Here is a 21,544-nt window from a genome sequence, read left to right as displayed (position 1 = left end):
AGAAATGCTTTTGGATCCCATTTTAAACCTGCTTGCTCGGAGCTGGCGGCCGAATTGAAGGTGCGCATATGTTGTTACTGGAGTTTCTTGCAGCCAAACGTTATTCGGGCGCCGACCGTATTTACGTCGCCCCGCACATCCCACTCAAGCTGCTGAATAATGCACTGGATTCGTATGGCCTAAATGAAGACCCAGCTAGCATTAAGGTTCTGATAGACGACACGGTGTTTGGTAGCGGAAAAGAAGGCGCGTTGATCGCAGAGGATTTCTTTGGCTTCAAAGAAGTATTTGCCGACATGGAGCCTTTCGAGTTCAAGGATGTGGAAAAGCTGGAAGCAAAAGGCGCCAAAATCCACCTTAACGGCGAAGCCGTCACGAGCATGTCCGTGGTGGACAAAAAAAACCTCCAGCACTTTTTTTCTTTGTTGAGTGAATGGCGGGAAGTGGTTCGTGCTGGCGGGGCGGGCGCCCAAGTGGTGGTCGGCGGCCCAGCCGAGCTTTCCGATGTGCAGGTGCAGCAAGTGATACAGCGCATGGTCGCTGCAGCGCAGCGCTTAGCGCCCGAGCGGGTGTTCGTGACACCCAACATCCCGCCGAAAAAACTTCAAGGTGCGCTCGAGTCCTATGGCGGATCTCTGGTCGCCGATGATGTGCTGATATTGATCGATGACACGCTGTTCGGCGGCGCAAAGGAAGGGCTGCTGTTTGGTCGCGAAACCTTCGCCCTGAAGGTACTGATGGATTCGCCCCGGCTGTTCTTCTGGCGCCACGCTGAAACTATTAATTTGATCAAGCGCGACCTGTATATCAATGGCCGCAAGATCGGCACGCTAACTCAGGCTGGCGAAAAGGAACTCGGGCCATTCCTTTCCGCGATTAATGCGGAATTGAAAGCTGCGCGCGCTGGCGAAGTGATCGGTTCCCCCGCCGCAATACCAGCGCCGGTGGAGCCCGCCCACACCGCCAACGATGAAGTGGAATCGCTTACATTCATTGAACCTGAGGTTTTTCTGCAGCAGGCACCCGTGCGCACGGTGACTGCGCAGACGGAAAAAATCACGCCGGAAAAAGCAGCTGCGCCTGCCAAAAATGGCACCAAGGACAAACTCCTTGGCTATGTCGGCGGAGCCATTGAGCAAAACAAATCGAGAATTATTCCTTTTTTGAAGGAGAAGACCGGCGAAGCGTCGATGGCGGCTTTGCGAAACGATGAAAACATCGAAAAGCTAGCTAGCATCCTTTACGCCTTCTTGCCCGGTTTTGTGCGACTGGCGCTTAAGGAGCATGTGTTCGTCAAATTCGTGCTGGAAAATCGCGACAAGATCCTCGACAAGTTGCTGCAAGAAGAACTCCTGCCCCAGCCAAATTTGGCAGCGCCAGTATCGGTGGCCATGCTTGGTTTCGACAAACAGCTTGATAATTTGCTGGGCGATGACCAATTATCATTAGTGGCCGATGGCGCCACCGCCATCGCCAAAATGCGCGGCATCTCGCAGGCCCTGCAAGCTGAACTCACCGATGCCGACGACGTATTGTTGTTCAGTCTGCCGATTCAATGCCTCAATGCTGTACTGACCAAGGCGCATAAATTATCGGGCGAGCCCCAAGCCGATGTGGAGTCGCACATCTTTTTTGCGCTTTCGTTCATGTACGGTTTCTCGTACCACAAAATTCCGGAGCAATTACGCCACGACAATGTGTTTGAAGCTTTCTTCACGGGTTTTTTGATGATTTGCGAAAAGTATCTGGAGCTGCCAGGTGCAGTGGTAGACGTCGAAGGCGAATCGGTTCCCATGGCCTACGGCTTGGCCAAAGTCGTTTCCAAACAAGACCTGAACATGATGGTGCGGAAAATGCTTACCGAAGCAGAGGCGGTACAACAACCAGGTGAGTTTCAGGTCGACGATATTATGTCGCTGCTGCGGGAGGCGAACACCTTTGCAACCGAATGGATCACCGCGCTTACCCAGCAGATAGTGGCAGACGAGCAAGCGTTGCAGCGTAAATGGGGAGATCTGTTGACCTGACCTGCAGCCAAAGACCGTGGGGTGTCGAGCTTGCTAGCAGTGAGGTCAGCAGATTTAGCATGGCAACAGAGGTTTGGCACTGCGCCGCCACAGGCCTGTTCTCATCGCTATAGTTCCAATTATTCAACTGCTAGTCCATAAGCTCTCGCTACGCATACAACCTATTGCGCTCATCCGCGTGCACACAGACGGCTCATTGGCTTCCTTCAGTCATTCCAGGATTTGGGCGATTCCCCAAGATTTTGGTTCGTCCGCATTTTGTATGCGATGAAGGCCGTCACTCCGTAAATAAACCAGTAAACGGGCGCTGCCGCCAAGCTGGATAGGAACAATAAAGCAGTGCAGACGATGAGCATGACGATGTAGAGGTTCAACAGCGGACGATCATCTCTTTTTCGGATGTGATTGAGACCAATGCAGATGCCTATCATGTAGAACGAAGTCACGAGACTCCAAATCCTGAAGGTGACCGAAATTGCCCTATCACCTCTGCCGTGATCCTGTTGAAAGAAAATCGGGCCAAGCAGCCAGAAGATGCCGAGCGACAGTGCAACTGTCCCCAGAAGCCCCCATCCGAAATAGGTTTTCGCGAAACTGTAATGTCCCTTGCAAAGGCGGCTTTGCAGAAAAGGAAAGGTCAGGACGGCGAGCAAGATTGGCACGAGAAAGGACATCGAAACGTTCCGTCGTTGTATAGAGTGATGTTTTTGAATGTTTGAAGCTTGTACTAGCTTTACTACCTACGACAACTGATGATCAGAGGAAATCTATCAATTTCAATAGTAGCACATGGCCGCCAATTCTTGCCGCCGACAGCTCGAAAAGTAGTGGAAGGGTAGGTTGGCGGCGCTCATTCTGCTGACAAGGGGGTACAATGAAGCTACTCAATCAACCCATCGGCAAACGCTCCGGAGTACCGATCCAAAATGAAGCAGGCGCTTTTACGCCTCCCCAAAAACGACCTTGGTCGTGACTTTGTAGTCGGTGATATCCACTTCAAAACCATGGAGCTGCACAAGGGGCTTCGTGCGCTCGGCTTTGACAATGCGGTTGATCGGGTCATTGCTGTAGGGATCTGATCGACCGTGGGCCTGGGATGCTAGATGGCCTAAATCTGCTCGGCGAACCTTGGTTCTTTTGTGTCCAGGGCAATCACGAACAAATGTTGATCAACGCTTACCGTGAGAATCCACAAGCGCGCTACAGCTCCCACGGTGCGGGTTGGTGGGCAACCATCGCCGATGAGTCGAAAGGAATGGTGATCGAAAGGCTGGAACGTCTTCCGACCGCCATAGAAATTCAGTCCGCACGTGGCCTGGTCGGTGTCGTTCATGCCGATGTGCCGGCAGGGATTTCTTGGCAGGAGTTTGTTGGCAGCCTAGACAATGCTCAGATCGAAGAGATCGCTCTGTGGGGCAGGGAACGGATCATCAAGCATTATCGTGATGGTGTTACCGGCATCTGGAGAGTGTGCTCGGGACATACGTGGATACCGAAACCGCTGAGATTGGGGAATTTTCTTGCGCTTGATTGCACGGGAGGAGGGGATGGCCCATTAGCAATCTACTGCATCCAGGAGGATGTGATCTATGTAGAGGGGCGCCCTGTGTCACTTGATGGTGCAGAGATCATCACAGGGCAGTTGCAGGAGCTAGAGCAAGTCCTCAGTCAGCTTAAGACCGAGGTAAGCGGTAACAGGTTGATTGAATCGCAGAGGCTCAGCGGCAAGGCTGAAGCGTTGGCCAAGCAGGCGAACTCGTCGTGGATCAGCATGAGAGATGATGACGCCGAATCTCAGAAGCTTATTAACGCGTTACACGGCCTAAGCTTACTCACCGGCGAGCGCAGAGGTGCCAAGCTTGATGAGCTGAAGGCAAGGTACAGTGGAACGCAGACGGAGCAGCTGCTTCAGAGGCTTTTCGGCGCCTGATTTGCTGTTCTGGGCTTCACAATATGGATCTCAGGACGCTTTCGCCACTAAACCAGCAGCATTTCACAGGCGTGCTGAAGGTGGAATAACACGGTAGTGATACGGCCATCGTCGTCAAAGCTATTGAAGGGACTGCATCCCGATACGAAGGGAGCTGACAGCTTTGATCTTAAGGGTTCGTGCGTCCCGTAAAAACTTCATCATTCATTCCTTCGACAAGGTCAAACCCCGGGACTGATCGGGTTTCGCACTACGGGGTGAGAGCTGAATTCTTCATCAATTCTCTGCAACCAGTCGGGGTTTTCGGATTTTCGGCCTGAGCCCACGACTATCTTCAGCGCGCACTCTCGACATTGGTCGAGCAGTGAATAAGGGATTTGCTCTAGCAGTCCTTTGTACTCATCAACGTCACCATCGCGGTATCGATAAAGGTCTGCGCACCAGAGGTTGTTGACCCACTCGCTGATATCTTCTTCGGAGTGCTGTGACGTATGCACTAGGTTTTTGACGAAATCGACGATCCGAGGGCGCTCGCGCTTACCGAATCCTCGAGTGGTGAGACAGAAAAATTTCACCGATTTGATAGCCTGTCGGTACTTCCAGGTCAGCGAGTCGAGAGACTGCTCGTCACGCATCTCCGGCACAAGCCTATAAGGGTTGATCAACTCTCCCGTGTCTTTAGCTACCGCATGAATTATTCGATTTATATTGAATGATCGCCATTCATCACGGGCGTGGCAAAACGCGCCAATGAGAATTTCGGTTTCCTTTTGCAAATCCGAGATTTCCCGTTCGGTAATGCAGCCTTCACCATCTTGATATTTAATGAGTATGCGCATGTGATCTCCTGAAATTGCCCCTTCCATAGGACGCTGGATAGAGTCTAGGTGCTAATCCCTTGAGGCACAGCTTCCCTAAGGAATTGCTCCGATACCGCTATCTTTTCACCAGCCCTTTGTACCGTTCTGGTGACGCAAGGATCTGGTCTCTGAGTTCTTCAGGGTCGATTCTCATGCCGACCCGCGTAGTTATCTGTAGCGTTCTCAAACTGTTCACAGCCTTTATGAACGCTCGTTCCTCTGCCTGCACCCATTCAGGACGTTTATCTTTCCAAAGTGACCATGACATCGAGCTAACTCCACCACTGACTGGATGGAAGCAGTATGTAGGAGCTACGAGTAATGTCTAAGCCGAGAGGTGACTTAAGTCATTATGCAAGCGGAGCGCGCAGACCAGGACGTTCGAAGGCATGAGGACGGAAGCCCGGAGGGCCGAACCCTGTCGATAGACAGGATTCGGTTCACGACAGCCATCCCCGCAGGGGCACGCACAAAACCAAGCTGGTAACCGTGCAATACCGCTATCTCCGCAGCAACCCTTTACGGTTTCAGGTCAATCCAGATAGCCTCCTTGTCCGCACGGTACTCTTACCGCACATGGCTTATGGAAGCTCTAGAGTGGCGGTCAAGAGGCACGATCAGCTGCCTCACTGGCTAATTGCTGCTTGGGATGAGTATGCTGATCTAATGACCGAAGCTGAGATCGAAAACCCCGAGACGGCATGAGTTCACGGCGGAAGAAATGGATGGTCTTTCTAACGCCGTCCATTGAATTCATCCATTTGAACATCCCGGTTTCAAGCCGCAATGCCGACATCCAATTCTTGGAATAGAGACTTCGTGGCAGCATTCGAAAAGTTCAGGAGAGGGTACACAATGCAGGAAGCCGCGCTACAAGGTTATCTTCGCGAAAAGCTAGAGGAACCAAAAGTTTACCAACCACATGACGTCACTGTATTCGTGCCTGTCGGGCGCTACGCATCGTCTCCAGGCTGGTGTTTTCTGCCTTGGAAAGGCCTTGATGGAGCGTACAAATGGGGCTTCAAAGCTCGGCCTGAAATCAGTGATTACTTCTCCGCACTTATCGGGTTGCAGAAGGCTTTTCTAACTGATGAGGTGGCGCAGTTTAAGGTCATCAAGAAGGGCCTGCGAGTGGTAGAAACTCAAAGGCGGGCTCGTTGGCGGGATGGAGCAGCTCGTCCAAACCTGTTATACCCCCGGCAGGGGTGGATTGAAGTGCCTGTTTCGGAACTTGAATCTCTTGGCCTCAGCCAACGTCAAAAAATGATTCTGGAGCCGCATGTACTAAATCCACGCCTTGGTGGACTTGAGAGTTTCACAGAGCGCGCGACTCGTGTTCGAAATTTCCAAGGCAATTTCAGCTTGGGCACCTCAGCATTATGGGCTGGGCGCTGCGCTATCACAGGTTCCTCATTAGCACTAGAGGCTGCACATCTCAAACCGGTGGGGGTATGTGAAGAGGATGATCCAGCCTTGACTGATCCCTACAATGGCATCCTCCTGACTGCGTCCCTTCACAGACTGATGGATGCCGGGGTCATTGGCTTTGACTCGGATCGCATGTTGGTGGTCGATCCAGAGTTAAGCTTCGAGGAGCGAACGATCCATCAGCTGGTAGGGGCGCACAAGATTGATTTTCGTCCTGAAGCGATGAAATACCTTCAGCATCGCATCAAGCGCACATAGGATTACTCTGGAGGTTGAGCTTTAATTAATAGCGGCCAAGTTTGGTGCGGTAGCTTGTCAGCAAACTAGCGGGTGAGGATGGAAGCCCGCATGACCAAGACGTCCGCTTTTGGCGGTTTGGTTCACGACAGCCGACCCCCATTGGGGTCACGCCCCGAAACAGCTGAAGCGCCTTGAGCATTAACTCATGCGTCTGATCCTGCCGTGTGATCAGCAGCGCCACCGGATCAGCACCCAACCGATCAGCCAAGCTGCCCATCCGGACTTAGAGCATGTTGGCGGTAGCTGAGCGCGTCGCAGTCGTTATAAAACGTGATGTGCCAGCGATCTACATTTGCCACGATGTGATTCGCGTCGGCCTCATCCCAGACCTGAACATCTACAGTCACCATCACACCTTGTCGCTTGCGTACATTTCCAAAGCCCGGCGCAATGAATTTTTGATGTGGTCGCGAAGGTAAGGCGGTTCTAGGACTTCGATCTCGTCTGCATTGCTAAGCAAAAACAGTCTCAGCCCTTGGGTATCTTGAATTGAGCATTTCAAGATGGTACCGATAGAGGTGTGTTCGATTTTTTGAGTTTCATTTAGCTGGTTTTCAGTGAGGCGGTTAAGGAGATTCGCTTCAAGACGCAGCCTCAGCTCTACAGGAGCCTCCTCATGAATGGTATTTAGATCTCTCTGCACTACGAATGCGCCGACGCTGTATCCCTCTGGCTCAGGGGTATCTTGCCAATAGGTCTTGATGTTAACCATCCTATGAAGCATGAGCACGCACTGCTTGCCGGGCCCATTGCTGCTGTACTTCCCGCGCAGGGCATCCCGCTTCGGCATCTTACCGTCAGGCCACTGCTCAGATTCGACGTAGGCCGACAGATAGACATTGGAGTCTTGGAAGGAGAGCGCTAGAGGCCTCAAAATATATGTGCATTCGAGATCACCAACATCGCGTGGCTTATAGACGACCTCTAACGTTTGACCGTCGAGCATGGCCGCTTGGATGAGCTCAAGGTGCGCCGGATCGTAAGCGCCAGGCAGTAGGGTGATGAAGCGAGTGCCCGTAGTGATTCTGCCCTGGCCGATCAGGTCGTGTTTTGAGTTTCGGCTTATTACCCCTAGCGCGTAATCTCGAAGCTCCACGAGCTGGTCGGTTACCACTTTGAACCCGAAGCGCTCGGCATGCTGCAGTATGGCCACCAGCGTCATCGATTCAGCGGGTGTCAGCACGAGATCTAAGCGAGCTTTTCGCAGTTTCCACCGGTAGGATTTTTGACCTACTGGTTTTTCACAGGTGATCAGTCCCTCCGAAGCAAGGATCTGCAGGTCGCGCAATGTGGTTTTAAGGTGGGGAACCTGTTCAATCCAATGTGTCAGCTGAGCGTGAAGCTCCTCAGTAAGCAGGAAGCGACGCTCCCGCAGCAGCATACCTAAGAGTGCCTTGCGTCTATCTTCCTTGGAAATTTTCTTAACCATAGCGAACTCACAGACAAAATCTGTCCTTATTGTGAGTCAGTATCACTTTGCCAGCAAGAAAACCCATCGAACTTAATGGAGCATTGCATGAAGATTAAGGTCTCGCACCGGAAGTACCCCGCTTACAAAGACCGCGCTGAGGTCAATGCTTTCATTGAATGGCTTGCTGATCAGTTGGGGTCTAACAAGCCTTTAGAGCATCATTACACCAACCGCCAGACCAGCAAGATCTGGCAGTTCTCCAGTCTTCATGACGCTTTTGAGCAGTACGAATGGAATCACCTAGGGGTGGCCCATCTCAATGTCAGTGCGGGCAGTTGTGGTAATAGCAACGCTAAAGCCCTTGAGGCTCTAGCCGCTGACCTCAGCGCGGCTGCATGCGACGACTCAATGCTGCGGGGAACCCAGGCCACCATGTCTTGGGGTGGTGTTTCTGCTAAGAACAACCGCTGGCTTGGAGAGAATCGAGTGGGTTTGGCAGCGATGATTGAGCAGGTTGCGGAGGTTCTGCGACATGGAGATCTGGATAGCCCTAAATTCTTCAGCGATCTGCGCTTCAATGCAGGCATGACTAAGGTCTATTCGCTGATCTGCGAGAATTTCATCATCTACGACAGCCGAGTCGCTGCTGCTATGGGCTGGCTCGTCATGAAATACTGCTGTGACAGAAAACTGACCTCTCTCCCTGACGGGCTTCGTTTCCCTTGGGCGCCGGCAAAGGAGGCTCAGAACACTGTTGCGCCTAAGAACCGTGATCCGAGTTTGGAATGTGACTTTAAATTTCCCCGGCTGCGACGAGGTCATCACCACGCACTCTGGAACATGCGGGCGAGTTGGGTACTCAGCGAAGCCTTGGCTCATCCATCGGCGCGCGTGAGCCGCTTCCATGAGGGGTTCGGGAATCCTCTTCGTAAACTTGAAATGGGCCTTTTCATGATCGGGTACGACCTTGGCCACCGAGTCGGGTGAGCGAGGGGATGGGGGCATGAACGACCAACTTAATCTGGAGGCGCTGATCCTGGCATCGGTTGGATCGGGGATTTCCAACTCCTTGTTGAGGAGCCGAATAGCCGAGCAGGTACCACACGTATCTTGTCGAGAGCTTGATGCTGCGCTGGTGGAGCTCCAATTATCCGGCGCACTGCATCAGTTTTACACTAAGGCGGAGCGTGTTTGGGTTGTTGGCCCATGCGAGGAGGAGGTTTTCGAAGACTTCAGTCCCGATGTGATTGAGCAGATCCTCAACCCAGGAGAGTTTGTTGAAATAGATGTCGATCAGCTACTCGCTGAGCTGGATGCCATGATCGCTCGGGCCCGGACGAAATAGTGTCAGGGCTAGGCAGGGGATGGGTATGGAACGTCCGGTCGAACTGGTTCCAGTCCATGCTCAGCAGCCGTTGGACTGCCGGGATAAACGCTCAGAGAATAACCGCTTAGGGCGGTTCAATAAGTCTGGCGAAGGTTGTCCGGCTCCTCCCTCCGGTTTATGCGCACCGTGCTGTCAGTGGTAAAGGCTCGATTGTTCCAGTTACTGCGAACCGCATCCCGGCGATCTCGAGTTTTTCGGCGATGGCCGTCTTGTCAAAGTCCATGTATTTAAGCTCTCGAACGACATCCGCATTTCGAGGTCGCGTGGGCGGTCGCGGTAGGGAGATTCACCTTCGCGGCTGTGAGGTACGATGGCTTCCTATGCGAACGAGGGGGCTAGACGCTCGCATCATTGCGGCCCTTTATCGTCGACTGACTGCCGGTCGGAATCGAGGCACTGAAAATGGATGATGATCTCCTCACGCAAGGGTAGCCGCCAAGGGCGGCTCGCCCGACGAAATTCAACATTAATCACGAGCCTGCTATAGGGCCTGCACCACGTCACTGAGCGTATTTGGTTTGGAGTGCTGTTAGCCTAGTTGCATCACGCTCGGTGAATGAGCCTGCATCGAATAGAGGCTTATCATCAGCACCATCAAGCCGTTCGACGGTTACGGTAAAGATGGCATCCTTTGGTAGGTCGACCTTGCCCCAGTCCGAAAACTGATTAGGTGCGAGACTCCAGGATTGAGATTCGCCTGGTTCCAAACCACCACTGATTGAGTAATTGAACGTTTCGACAAGCCAAGGCACTGAGCGTCCAGGAGAGGCGATGGTGCCTTTGAAATACGCCCGTGACACGGCGCTGGCAGTCCCGTTATTCACCGTTATTTCGATGATAGGTTGGTTACCAAGGCCATACTCTTTGGCCCTTTGATAAAAGCGAGACTTTGAAACCTGAAAGCGGGCTAGTTCTGTTTTTGCAGCTTCGGATTTTTTTTGCTTTTCGACCAGCTCCTGAATTTCCGTCAAGGCCTGTTGCCGTTCTCGCTCCGCACGTTCTGTTCGTACTCGGTTTGCTTCATCGGCAACCTGCTGAGCAGTCTTTCCGTTGAGGGCAGCAAGCATGTCTGCTGACGCACCTTCGGCATTTTTCTTACCCTGTAAGACCTGAGAAATATCGAGTTCCTGAAATGCAAGCACCATCACATCAGATGCGAACTGCTTGCGCTTGTCCTCAGGCAAACTCGCAGCAACCTTCGCCGCAGAGTCTTTGAAGGCCTGTTGTGAGCTACCGTCCAGCTTCGGCTCGCCACAGCCAGCTAGCATCCCTGCCATAAGCGCTATGCATATAAATCGACGCATCTGCATTCCCTCTCAGAAAATTCAGGGCAGCATATCAAAATGATGTCGGAATGCGATCAGTGCAGTTTTTGGTTTCCGTAACCAAAAGAACAATTCAGCATTGTGCTATTAGCCATGAGCATGCTGTGTAGGGGCGTCAATAGGCGATTATCTGAGGCGGTGCTCTGCTGCTGATAGCCTGTAGCTCAAATGCACTGCTGTAGTCCGATTATCCATAGGTAGGCCGAATTGAAAGCGAAATCTAAAAAGACAGAATGGATGCTACCGATGGACTTTCCGGTCGATGATCTTTTTGAGGTGAGTGAGGTGCTAAAAACAGCAAGCTTGCTCACACCTTCATACCTCCCACCCGACGCAGGTATATATGAGCCTGCCGTGTACTTTTACGCGCGAGACCAGGGCGTCCAGACGGTCATCCTGCCGGATCGGAACGTAGCCTCGCGTATCGCGCAATTAGCTAAAGGCAAAGAAACGACCAACGACAAGCAACTCAAGCTATCAGCCGCACTGGTAGGATTTGCTCAGCTTCTGAATATCGATTTTGAGCCAAGTGTTTCCTTCCATGAGCTTGCTCACCGATGTGGTAACACTAGCGCAGCGGATGAGCTTGGCTGGTTCAGGGCGGCTGACAACGCCCCTCCCCAGGATATGCTTAACGTAGCACTCGGCAGGACAAATCGTGTTTCCCGCACGTATACCCCGGTCGAGGCTCCGCACCTCAATCTAGAACTGCCATTGAAACGCTGGAATCGAAATTACATCACTGCGCTCAAAATTCTGGAGTTAGACCTTGCCCCGGGTAGGCAAATCGACAAGATGCTTCGTCTTTTAGATTGGATGAGTACGAGTCTTGTATTCGCCGGGCCGGCTCTGATGCTCGCATGTGTGTACCTCGGTACTCATTCGCCGGCCCGCAAGAATGTGTTCAAAAACAGTAGGTCTGCTCATCGGATGGCGGCGATCGCTGGGGTGAGAAACGCTGCATGGGATATCACTCATCTGAGCGATTTTATTTTTCGCTCAAACGAGAGCGCCGATCTCGGGAACGTCCAATATTTGCTTGCCAGCTTCGATGCACATTTGAAGCTAACGACGAACCTCCTGATGACAGTAGGCCGCGAAGGGAGTGATGCCTCGCTTATTGCAGCTGGGCTTGCCCAGTGGTGGGGGACAAAGGACGCTCAGCGCATTGCTCATGAAGTAGTGATTCAGCTCCGACGAATCCATAGCGACTCGCACGTTCCAAAGACATCTGGCGACCCAGAGTACATTCCGAAGCTGATATTGCTTGGTGAACGTCTCGTGATGGGCGCTATTTAGCATCCTCACCATTGTCTGTACTCGCACAGCCTGACGATGCAACCAGAGCGCGCAGGTCGGTAAGGCCGAAAGGTGTGATTATGGACGTGTGTAGTGCTACTTTTTAACCAAATTTTTGTATAACTCTCGAGCCTCAATGATCTGATCCCTGAGCTCCTCGGGGTCAATGCGCATGCCACCGCGAGGCGTTACCTGAAGCGTCTTTAGGCGGTTCGCAGCCTTAATGAATTCCCGTTCTTCCGCCTGAATCCATTCAGGGCGCTTGTCCTTCGAAAAAAGCCAACCCATTTGCCCGGCCTCATCTTTGATCGGATGCTCAGCAGTATGTGGGAGCGGTAGCCAATGTCCAACCAAGAAGGTGAGTCGGATCGCTCTGCAAGCGGAGCGCGCAGACCATGATGGTCGGAGAGCGGAAGGATGGTAGCCCGCAGGGCCGAGACCCGTCGTAGCGGGGCTCGGTTCACGACAGCCGGCCCCAAAGGGGGCCGCCCGACTACTGGCAAAGCAAATGTTACCGAACAGCTCGTTGATCGAATGACCGAGGCACTACGCCCAGCGCGCAAAGATCGTATGTCCTGCGCAATGCCACCTCGTCACCAGAAGACACCCTCACGTGTGTGAAGATCGTCGACAGAAAGCGCTTCCTTTCGCCGTTGCCGAGCTCAGACCAAATCCTTGGCTGTCCTTGCGCGTCTGGGACTGCAAGGCGGTCGAGGAAATACTCTTCCAGGCTGTGCAGACGTTGTTGGCCATCAATCAAAATTTCACTGTTTTCGGCCAATGCCCTGCCACCGCTCTCTGATTCGTACCAGTCATTCGTGAGGTAGCTCCCCAGATCCGCGCCTGACCATACTGCTGAGATGAAGCGAGATTTCTGACCGAGGTTCCACTCCAGCCCGCGCGCCCACGATGGAACGGGCATGCCCATAACAAATCGCGCCGCCCACGGAAACTGCTCACGAACGGAGGAGGGGTCTACCAGATACTTTTCCCAATGGCTCACTAAGACCTCGAGGGGACAATGACTGACGGTCGTGGGCAGAAGACGCTGCGGCATATGGATGTGCAGGTCTGATGTTCCGCCGTCGGCGTAGCGTTTAAAAATGGAAGTCATGGTTTTCCTGGCTAACTCAGGTTGGTCGAAATATTCGGGTAAGTACGGGCGCATCGCCATGCATCCACCGTTGCAATGATCAAAAGATCTCGTTCGATGGATATGCCGATCTGGTCACTATCGACCAACGCTTGTGCATAGCCCTCAGCGTAGGCTGCGGCCTTGTCGAATGCGGATGTACAGGCAGAGGATTCGATGTAGGTAATCAGCCGCCTCCATGTGAGCCGTTGGCGATTGCCTGGGAGAGTTTTGGGAAACGAGATGGAGTCTTTCAAACTCTGTGCGTATGCATCTTTAGACTGGTTCAAGGCCTATCACTTCATGGTCTACATGCATATGACAAACGGTTGGATTCTGAAAACCTTGAGCTTGAAATGATAATTTTTTGTGAATAGGTAAGGTGGGCTGCATTCCTACTCAACAGTTGGCGTGATTCGTTGCATCGAGATGCATACTACTGACGAGCCTGCTTCTGATAAGTCATGAGCGAAGGCTCCCACCAAATCTACACCGTACTCTTCGACAGCCTGAGCAAACCCCGACACTCTAGCCTCGCCGGCGATCACCATCGCGCGCCTTACCCCGGCGTGCAGCGCATCATCGATGGTCATGGCGGCTCCAAGGGTGCATACAGACTCCCTCACCGTTTCCGTGTCGATACGCCAGTGTCTCCCCTGAGTCTCGACACGCAAGCCACGGTCATCAGTCGAGACCAACCTGGCATAGCTAACGCTTTTGGGAAGCGTCTGTTTGAGGAGCAGTCGATCTCCCTTTGAGTAGGTGTCCCACTGCGTTTCCAAGGCCACTGGCTTACCGCGTTCGCGCACTAACTCGTTGATCACCTCGCAGAGTTGGTAGCTGTCGCATATGGCGACAAGGTTGGGATCAGCCTGCAGTCCCGCGACAGCCTGATCCAGAGACGAATGACCTGACGGTAGGTTCGAGATAGCGCCAAGAGGCGGGTCAATGTGGTGACTGGGGAAGTAGCCTTGGAGCTGATTGACAATGCGGCTATTCAAGCTGCCGTCGACTGCAGTTTTTTGGTTGCAAAGAAAGACGACCCGGTCACGGGGGGTGAATTGGCCTAGAAGCAGGGATACTTCAACCGCGCTGTACCATTGAAAGTCCCAGACAATAAAGGTTCGGTACTCGCCTCGTCCCGCAGGTATAGATTCCCAATGTAGCAGATGGGCTTCGGAGCCATACCGCCCAGCTAGACCCTGATGAACAATACCTGGTTCAGAGCCTCCTAGGATCTGCAGAATGGAAGAAAACTCGTCACAGAACGACGCAGCCGATTCGTTACCTGAGTAAGTGAATATGGAAAACCGCGAATTAATCGCGTCACCAACAAGCTGGCCGTGGTCAGAGTCATTGAGGGCTCCGTATAAGCTGGAATACCGGACGTAGGCATACTCGATCTCGCGGTCGGAGTACGTAGGAAAAAAGGCATGAGTTAGCGTCTGGAGTTGCGAGCGTATTGAGCTCTGAATCAGGTGATGGCCCATGAGTTGAAAATTATCATGGTGTCCAACAACCAGATGCTTGTCCAGGCAATCAGGTAGCGCCGACCTGAGAGACGCTGGGAGATCTAATGCGCTTAGAACCGTTGCCCCACGCTTGGCCTCGGTGAGCATCCTTGCGATTAGTTGATAACTAGGACTGCTAGCGAGCTGGCCGGCAGTTGAGGAATCGCCTTGCGAATGTCTAACGCCAAGGAACGGATAGACCTTAGCGGGCGTCTCAAACAACGCCCGAGCGTCTTCGGGCCCATGGAGGTGGCATATACTGAGCGCCAGATAGTGGCAAAAGCCGGAGTCAAGCATGAAGGCGGCTGCATCGACGAGGCAAGATTGACGATGAAAATGATAGGCCAGCTGACTTGCATACGGCTCAGAGATGTACATGCACAGAGCTCTGTGATCCTGCTGTTCCAACGCTAATAGTGCGGCTGAGATACCTTGGGTACTCAAAGCCAGGAGCCTAACTTGCTCTCGCCTTGGTAAGTACAGTTCTGGCAAGTAGAAGTGGTGCTTGACCAGCAGGTGCCAATGAGCAGCAGAGGTCGACGTAAGCGTAAAAACTATCCTGTCTTGAGAACGTCGCACGCCGTATGTTTTGCCTGGCAGGATTGCCGTCGTTGGTGCGCGTTCAAGCCTGAAGACCACGCGCCGTTGATTCCAAGGTAATACACCTTTGACGACTACAGTACCGTCAAGGCGATGTATCACTTTAACGATCAAATACGTCGCCATTAGTTAGTCTACTATCAAACGTTGGTTGTAAAGATCCTTCCAGCGCGCCTGGCTTTTTAGTAGTTCCCTCTTGAGTATTTCATTGTCTGATAAAACCTTGTGAAGCGAAACGTTGAGTTTTCCAAGTTTTGGCGGTGTGGAGGATGACACACAGTTTGCCAACACCGAAGCATGGGTGTTTAGAAGACTAACAAACGCTCGCATATCATCATGTCCTCGACCTGGATAAAAACATTGGCGCGTACAACCCACCAGCGCGGCGAGGGACGAAAGATTGACTTCGCCATGATGCAGCGTCAGGCTTTGGCCGCTGCGTAAAATCTCAACTACGACCTTCTGGAGCTTTATAGCCTTTGTGTTCCCGACTGGTATTTTTAATAAGGTTTCGATGAGGGTATTAACGTCCATTTTTCCACTCCAGATAGACTTTGCAATTATTATTGGCTGATACCAGCTCATCTTCCTCCGAAAATGTCTCCAGGTTATATAGACCACCATCCTTGAATTGTAGGTTTCTCTGGCATTTCAAAATGTCATCAATAAGCATGCAAAGGCTATCTAGGTCGAATTGCCTTGGATCGGACTTTGCGATTTTGGGCGCCACCAATGCCAGTTTGTTGTGCGGGTTTTTCAGCTCTTTTTCAAGGATGGAGACTTTTCGGGTGAGCTCAATATTCCGAATCTTAAGCGCATCGACTGAAGGTTCGTCGGTTTCCTTTGTGCCTCTTGAAACTAAATCCTTAATGTATTTATTTAGTAGCTTTCGATGTTCGCTTGTAGGCTTGCGGAAGATAGAAGGATCAATGTCCAACTGCTTGCCGACCTCTAGCGTGAGCTGGTTAATCGAGGGGAACGGCTTCCCCTTTTTAAGAAGTATTAAACAGCTCTCGATGCTTCGGAGAGTATTGGCAAGCTGGTTTGCCTGGTAGGCAGCGCAGTTCGGTTTTCGCTTCATTAAATGTGATTGCCGATTGGGAGTGAATTGGAGACGATGCGGTCGGCAATGTCCGCAACGGACAGGTTCATAGTCTTCATGATTGAAAGGACTTGCCCAGCATATTTGTCCCGGTCAGAATCCTGTGCAATGGCCATCTTAAGTAAGTCAGGGTTCTTGGCGATTTTTTCAATCATGTAGGGATAGTTGTGCGATGTGAATTGAGGGTAATCCTGACTGTCTAGCAATTGAGCTATCACGCGTTGTGCAGGATTGTTCATGTCAATCTCATGAGATTGGAAGTCTTTCAGATCCCGCATTCTGGTGATGAGTCGTGGCCCAATAGCGTCCTTCTCGAGACGATCTTTTAAAGCCTGCCTAACAAGGTGGTAGCTAGCTAATTCGAGCTTCGCCACGGTCACCTCGTGATGGACTGCTTCGATTTCGTGTCTGTTTGCTTTGCTTGCCTTGAGGCTCTTAATTTTGCCCACCAGGCTTTCCGACTCGCCAGTCAGTTTTCTGATCAAGCAGTTTATCGCTGGCAAATGATCGATGCCGAAAACTGCAATTGGACAAAGTCCACATACTCTTGATTTGCCCGTGAACGCAATCAGGTTTTTAGGGCAGTGCCCGTTTTTAAGGCAAATGCAGTTTGAGTAAAAGCCCACGTCTGGATCTTTGTCTGTGGCGATAATTTGCATGCCAGTCTTTTCGTGCTCAATAACTGCTGAACTTACGCTGATAAAATTCTGATCTTGGGCCAGTTTGTTTCGGTCTAAGCGCCAGCCGGAGCTAATCGCATTGGGCGTCATATATGTGCTGCTTGCAGCAGGCATCATCTGCGTCCAAGCGCTACGCATTATAAGTTTGTTGGATTCCGAAATCGCCTTAATCGACTCAGAGATGTCCGGGATGGTGTAGTAATCCGTGGTGTAAGCGTTTTTATGAGCGACTTGCTGCTGAGCAACTCGAATGTCAAGGTGGCCATAGATCCGAGCGTGGGTGAGCCAGGTAGCCCTCAGCGAGTGTGGTGTATGGACAGACTTCATTTGTCCGTGTTTGTTATAAGTAACGAATTGATGATGGCGTTCTGTAGGAACTAGGCTGTTGTAAATATCCTGTACGCCATATAGTAATTGTGTCCACCTTTCGGAGTAGTTCGAGTCAGAAAAGGGCAGTGCATGGCGATTCCAAGGACTGCGGAATAGGGAGTAGATTTCTCCATACTCTTTAGGATCTGTAGGGTCATTTTCATAGTACGTCGGAAGCAACGGGCTTTGGAAAACCTTGCGCTGAAAATGCCGCTCGGCGATCAAGGAATCCATGACGTCATCAGGAATCACAACTGGACGATCTTGCCCGTCTTTATCTGTATTAACATAAAGAATGCAGGAGTTAAGTATTCGATGCTCAGGCTTGCTAAGTAGTCTGTCGAATGTATTGATATCGAGCCATTGGCAGTTTTGAAGGCGCAAGCCACCATGCAGGGCGATGGATAGCATCCTCACGACGCTTATCCAAGGCATGTAAACTTCGGTACTTGCAGCTCCATACAGGCCGGAATACCATGAGTAAACGTTGATGATGCGCGTAACTGGAATAACCAGCGCGTCATCTTCGTCGTCAGGATTACTGATCTGGATTTCGTGACTTAAACCTAGTTCAGATAGGTTGATCCACTCTGCTCGTCGAACTTCATCCAGTTGATCCCCTTTAAGTTCGCCCTTGAGAATCTGCTGCTGGAGGGATAGGCCGACATGTTCAACCGCTTGGAGGTACGCTTTAGCGATTACGGTTGAGTCGAGGGGCAGGGGCACCTTGTCGGTGCTCCCCCGTGCGCCGCTTCCTGAGCGATCAAACAGGAGGCTGACTGGATTCTCGAAACCTTTCTCGACCACCCATTCACCGTCGGCTTTAACGAAAGCGTTGTTCTTTATTATAAGTTCAAAGAACTCATTAATTGTCGCCACGAAAGCTGACTTGGTCTTGGGAGAGAAAGTCATATCGTATATCTGGGTAAGCGTGCATGGAAGAGTAATTCCGCTGATTGGGTGGCCAAAATCAAATAAGCTGCTGTTTAGTTCATCTTGAGAGATGGTGTTATTCCAAAAAAGAACTCGTTCGAATTCGGATGGGCGCAGAGGGAAGCACACCAGTGTGTCAGGGTTCTCTTCTAGCCACATCGGTAAGTAGCAAAGCAGGTAGTCCAAGAGTAAGAAGATGGCCCTGATTTTACCTTTTCGCGTTTTGGTCGCGTGATTATGCTTGTCCAGATGAACAAGATAATAATTTGCGGCAGCTAGCCAAAATTTGGACAGGTTGCAAATGTTGACGTGTTCACGGCCTGGATAATACGTGTTCTTGAGCCAGCTAAAATTTTTTGTGGTGCGCTCTGGTTTAGGCGTTAGCATGTAGCGCTGTTCGACCGTCAAATCTTGTTGTGTCGAGATTTGTTTGGCAATCGTTGCATCCTTTACGCGCCTTGTAATTGCCGTTGTTTTTTTTGCCCAGTCAGATTTGTAATTTCGTCTGGCACGCTCACGCTGTTTTGGCGTCATCTCCACGGCGTCCTCGAACGGGACTGCGAAATAGTCCTTAAACTCCTCAATGCTCATTTTGAAGTCGTGGGCGGAGATAGATGCAGTGGATTTTGCCTGTAGATATTGGTGGTATTTTTCTAGATTATAGGCATCTGCAGGCGATATGATCGTCGGGTGTCTGGCTGCAAAGGTTTTGATCCAGGGGAGGTAGCGGAAAACTTTCGGGTCGGGCACACGGTTGTCGCAAACACTGGGTGCAGCCTCCCATAGTTCTTCAAGGCTTACATCCTCAGCTTTAAGCCAGTTAGTTCTGTATTGAAAGACCCTTGAAGCTCTGATGGTCTCTGGGAAACCCTGTGAGTGCTCGTAGATAAAGCTTTTACTTAGCGGTTCGAGGAGAGGGAATTTTGACCAAATACCTTGGAGTTCAAATGTATGAGGTAAGGTCGCTAGGCCTTTCGACCACAAGATCGCAAACATTGCCCGAAAAGATACCCGTAACCCTATAGCGTCTTCAATGATGACAGGTAGGCGCCCGGTAAGCTTTTCATAAAGCGAGCTTGCGCCGGAAATGTCTTCTGTTTTAATTAGTGATAGGTCATACATCAAGTCGAGCTGGGTTTGGTTGATTTTTTTGAAGCCTGTTAAGCTTTTAAGAATGAAAAGCGAAAACCTGCTTCGATCTTGTCGGCTGGAGCTATCCAAGGCTTGATCAATTTTATTTCCATACTCCTGGCGCATTTGTTCGCAAAGTGTATCAAAGGCCTCGCGCACCTCTTCCTGGATGTTCACGTTTGGAGCTAGGATGACTTTTTCGGAGGTGTTAATCATGCGGCAATTCGCTGCGAAAGATCATAGGCAAGCTCGGCGTATATAGCGGATCTGATCTGATCAATGTGAGGGTTTCTTCCCCATAAAGCTTTCATACGTTCTGCCGCCTCGATTTCAGCGATTACGGTTTCTTCGCTGAGTCGTGCGTACTTTTCCGTAGATCTTATGTCCTTGTGGCCCATCAAAAGCTTTATCTCGGACAAGGTAAGCCCCATCTGATTACGACCGGGGATGTAAACAAAGTTTCTTGCCCATACCCCGTAAAAATGCCTCAGGCTGTGAGAGGTATAAGGCGCCCCGGTAGCAGGTGAGATAGTGCCAAGATCCACCTGTGCCTTCCTCAAGGCCCTATTCAGATTCCTGTTGAGCGAATTCATATTCCTCAAGAGAAGTAGGGGCTCACCGTATGTCTGTCTTTCGTTCGAAACGAATAGATAGTCACTGTCGGTCGTTGGCCGTACATCCAGATAGTCAGCTAAAGACTCAAAAAACAGGCTCTTGAAGGGCTCGAACATTACAATGGTCGCAAGTGTTCTGCCTTTGAATGGCAGCTTTCTCGCTGCTTTCTCCGCCGCAGGGTTGCGGTGGAAGTTGGGATCTTCAATCCGGATGGTACGAGAATCAATATCGATGTCCGACCGTCTAATCCCCCAAACTTCTGAATGGCGTAAGCCGCCTGCGGCAATCATTGCGGCAGCGCACCTGCATAGAGGGTCTTCAACGCCATTGAGTAGCGTCAGAACATGTTCGGTGGGGAAATTCCGACTAACGTGAGAGCTTTTGACCTTACCGCCGGGAATGCCGCCAGGGGCGTAAGCATGGGCATCCTTAGGTGTATTGCCGAATGTCAACGTGTTGTTATGAATGTTGTCCACTTCGGCTTTGGTGCGCCGTCTGTCCTGCGTTTGGGGTAGAGACATGACATTGGCGAATGCGTCGCTCTTGGTGAGGATCCGAATGAGGGATGCCAAGTCATTGAGCTTCATTTGGCTGGTGCGAAGGAAGTCATTAACCCCGGCCAAATACTTTTGAGCACTAACAGTTTTGACTGGAGTCTTTCCCAGGGCTTTAGCAGCTCGGCGCACGATGAAGTCAGTGCTGTTAACCCCTTTGGTCAAAAACTCCCAGTACAGGTTAATGGTCTTTTGAGCGACTTCGGGTGGCATGGGCTGGCCTCCCATCACACCTGTTTCGTAGCAGTAGTCGAAGAAATGAGCTACCGAGCTGCAATATTGGTAGGGCACAGATTCACCAAACGCATGACCCACTTCCTTCGTCTTGTATCCCGCATACCTGTTGAAGGCGTCAATCGGGCGTTCGGTGGCAACCTCGAATAGGCGGGGTGTGTCCATCTGAACGAGATAGACATGCTTCACAGGGCTCTCCTTCCGACCTGGAGGGCCCCAGCTAACAGCCGAGTATCTGCGCTCGGGAATGGAGAAGACTGACAATTCTGTGTAAAAACATTAAGCATATATTGACACGCCAGACGTGGTGATGTATAAGATCGTGCCGGATTTTACACGTCGTTATTTTCTATTGTGTAATTCCTTTTTGGAATTAAAAGTTTTCTTTTAGCTGTTTTCTGGAATAACGGTGTTTCGAGCGTTCCATCATCCGTAGGATTCATGGGAAGTCGCTTATTCCCTCCACAGTTTCTTTGGCAATAAGTCCCACATCCTTCGCGTCTCTTATCCGATTTTCCTGTGCTCGAAAAGCCAGGCATCCGTCGGGCACGCTGCTGTGCGAATGCTGTATGGGGTGAGAACTCTCAGTGCAGTTTTGTAGGCTGTCTTGGTCTGATGCGCGGCGGAGGTTATCTGCCTCATGCAGGTCTCACTGCCTAGCGCATATTCATTGCGTCCGATAGTTACCGTTTGGCGTGCATTTACAGGATTTCTTT

17 protein-coding genes are annotated in these 21,544 nt (G+C 51.3%); 7 read left to right on the top strand and 10 right to left on the bottom strand.

From position 1 onward, the window contains the following. Positions 1–68: 68 nt before the first annotated feature. Complete coding sequence (locus J3P84_RS20450) at positions 69–2,027, top strand: hypothetical protein (protein ID WP_434625497.1); 1,959 nt, start codon at positions 69–71, stop codon at positions 2,025–2,027. 206 nt (positions 2,028–2,233) lie between these two features. On the opposite strand, the gene J3P84_RS20445 is transcribed toward J3P84_RS20450, so the two are convergent. Further along, complete coding sequence (locus J3P84_RS20445; protein ID WP_434625495.1) at positions 2,234–2,701, bottom strand: hypothetical protein; 468 nt, start codon at positions 2,699–2,701, stop codon at positions 2,234–2,236. Positions 2,702–2,953: 252 nt separating this feature from the next. On the opposite strand from J3P84_RS20445, the gene J3P84_RS20440 reads away from it, so the two are divergent. Both J3P84_RS20440 and J3P84_RS20435 read left to right on the top strand, forming a co-directional pair. After that, positions 2,954–3,106: a hypothetical protein gene (locus J3P84_RS20440; protein ID WP_434625493.1), complete on the top strand. Its 153-nt coding sequence runs from the start codon at positions 2,954–2,956 to the stop codon at positions 3,104–3,106. Positions 3,107–3,123: 17 nt separating this feature from the next. Continuing rightward, on the top strand, positions 3,124–3,957 hold the full coding sequence (locus J3P84_RS20435; RefSeq protein WP_434625491.1) for a serine/threonine protein phosphatase: 834 nt from the start codon (positions 3,124–3,126) through the stop codon (positions 3,955–3,957). Positions 3,958–4,178: 221 nt separating this feature from the next. Here J3P84_RS20435 and J3P84_RS20430 read toward each other — a convergent pair whose 3' ends face one another. Then, on the bottom strand, positions 4,179–4,796 hold the full coding sequence (locus tag J3P84_RS20430; protein ID WP_434625489.1) for a hypothetical protein: 618 nt from the start codon (positions 4,794–4,796) through the stop codon (positions 4,179–4,181). 876 nt (positions 4,797–5,672) lie between these two features. Here J3P84_RS20430 and J3P84_RS20425 point away from each other — a divergent pair. Continuing rightward, complete coding sequence (locus J3P84_RS20425; protein ID WP_434625487.1) at positions 5,673–6,503, top strand: HNH endonuclease; 831 nt, start codon at positions 5,673–5,675, stop codon at positions 6,501–6,503. A 391-nt stretch (positions 6,504–6,894) separates the two neighbouring features. Here J3P84_RS20425 and J3P84_RS20420 read toward each other — a convergent pair whose 3' ends face one another. Continuing rightward, positions 6,895–7,974, bottom strand: coding sequence for a helix-turn-helix transcriptional regulator (locus J3P84_RS20420; RefSeq protein WP_434625485.1), 1,080 nt, complete (start codon positions 7,972–7,974; stop codon positions 6,895–6,897). Positions 7,975–8,061: 87 nt separating this feature from the next. Between J3P84_RS20420 and J3P84_RS20415 the strand changes: the two genes are divergently transcribed. Then, positions 8,062–8,943, top strand: coding sequence for a hypothetical protein (locus J3P84_RS20415; protein ID WP_434625483.1), 882 nt, complete (start codon positions 8,062–8,064; stop codon positions 8,941–8,943). A 16-nt stretch (positions 8,944–8,959) separates the two neighbouring features. Beyond that, positions 8,960–9,301, top strand: a complete 342-nt coding sequence (locus J3P84_RS20410; RefSeq protein ID WP_434625481.1) for a hypothetical protein — start codon at positions 8,960–8,962, stop codon at positions 9,299–9,301. Positions 9,302–9,843: 542 nt separating this feature from the next. Here the strand turns inward: J3P84_RS20410 and J3P84_RS20405 are convergent. Then, complete coding sequence (locus J3P84_RS20405; protein ID WP_434625479.1) at positions 9,844–10,647, bottom strand: DUF6694 family lipoprotein; 804 nt, start codon at positions 10,645–10,647, stop codon at positions 9,844–9,846. A 228-nt stretch (positions 10,648–10,875) separates the two neighbouring features. Between J3P84_RS20405 and J3P84_RS20400 the strand changes: the two genes are divergently transcribed. Continuing rightward, positions 10,876–11,967, top strand: coding sequence for a hypothetical protein (locus J3P84_RS20400; RefSeq protein ID WP_434625477.1), 1,092 nt, complete (start codon positions 10,876–10,878; stop codon positions 11,965–11,967). Positions 11,968–12,478: 511 nt separating this feature from the next. Here J3P84_RS20400 and J3P84_RS20395 read toward each other — a convergent pair. The 6 genes from J3P84_RS20395 to J3P84_RS20370 form a co-directional block, all read right to left on the bottom strand. After that, complete coding sequence (locus J3P84_RS20395) at positions 12,479–13,141, bottom strand: DUF262 domain-containing protein (RefSeq protein ID WP_434625475.1); 663 nt, start codon at positions 13,139–13,141, stop codon at positions 12,479–12,481. A 353-nt stretch (positions 13,142–13,494) separates the two neighbouring features. Beyond that, the gene (locus tag J3P84_RS20390; protein ID WP_434625473.1) at positions 13,495–14,988 is read right to left on the bottom strand and encodes a hypothetical protein; all 1,494 of its coding nucleotides are present in this window, start codon (positions 14,986–14,988) and stop codon (positions 13,495–13,497) included. Positions 14,989–15,339: 351 nt separating this feature from the next. Beyond that, the gene (locus J3P84_RS20385; protein WP_434625472.1) at positions 15,340–15,744 is read right to left on the bottom strand and encodes a hypothetical protein; all 405 of its coding nucleotides are present in this window, start codon (positions 15,742–15,744) and stop codon (positions 15,340–15,342) included. Then, positions 15,734–16,291: a hypothetical protein gene (locus J3P84_RS20380; protein WP_434625470.1), complete on the bottom strand. Its 558-nt coding sequence runs from the start codon at positions 16,289–16,291 to the stop codon at positions 15,734–15,736. Before J3P84_RS20380 ends, J3P84_RS20385 begins: the two co-directional genes overlap by 11 nt. Beyond that, positions 16,291–19,641, bottom strand: a complete 3,351-nt coding sequence (locus J3P84_RS20375; RefSeq protein WP_434625468.1) for a hypothetical protein — start codon at positions 19,639–19,641, stop codon at positions 16,291–16,293. The genes J3P84_RS20380 and J3P84_RS20375 overlap by 1 nt, the downstream gene beginning before the upstream one ends. After that, a complete protein-coding gene (locus tag J3P84_RS20370) occupies positions 19,638–21,017 on the bottom strand; it encodes a tyrosine-type recombinase/integrase (protein WP_434625466.1) in 1,380 nt (459 codons plus the stop codon). The genes J3P84_RS20375 and J3P84_RS20370 overlap by 4 nt, the downstream gene beginning before the upstream one ends. Positions 21,018–21,544 lie beyond the last annotated feature (527 nt).

The sequence above is a fragment of the Pseudomonas sp. Z1-29 genome, from assembly GCF_051131995.1.
In the GTDB taxonomy this organism is placed as follows: Bacteria; Pseudomonadota; Gammaproteobacteria; order Pseudomonadales; family Pseudomonadaceae; genus Aquipseudomonas.
This window is presented reverse-complemented; position numbering and strand designations above follow the sequence as displayed.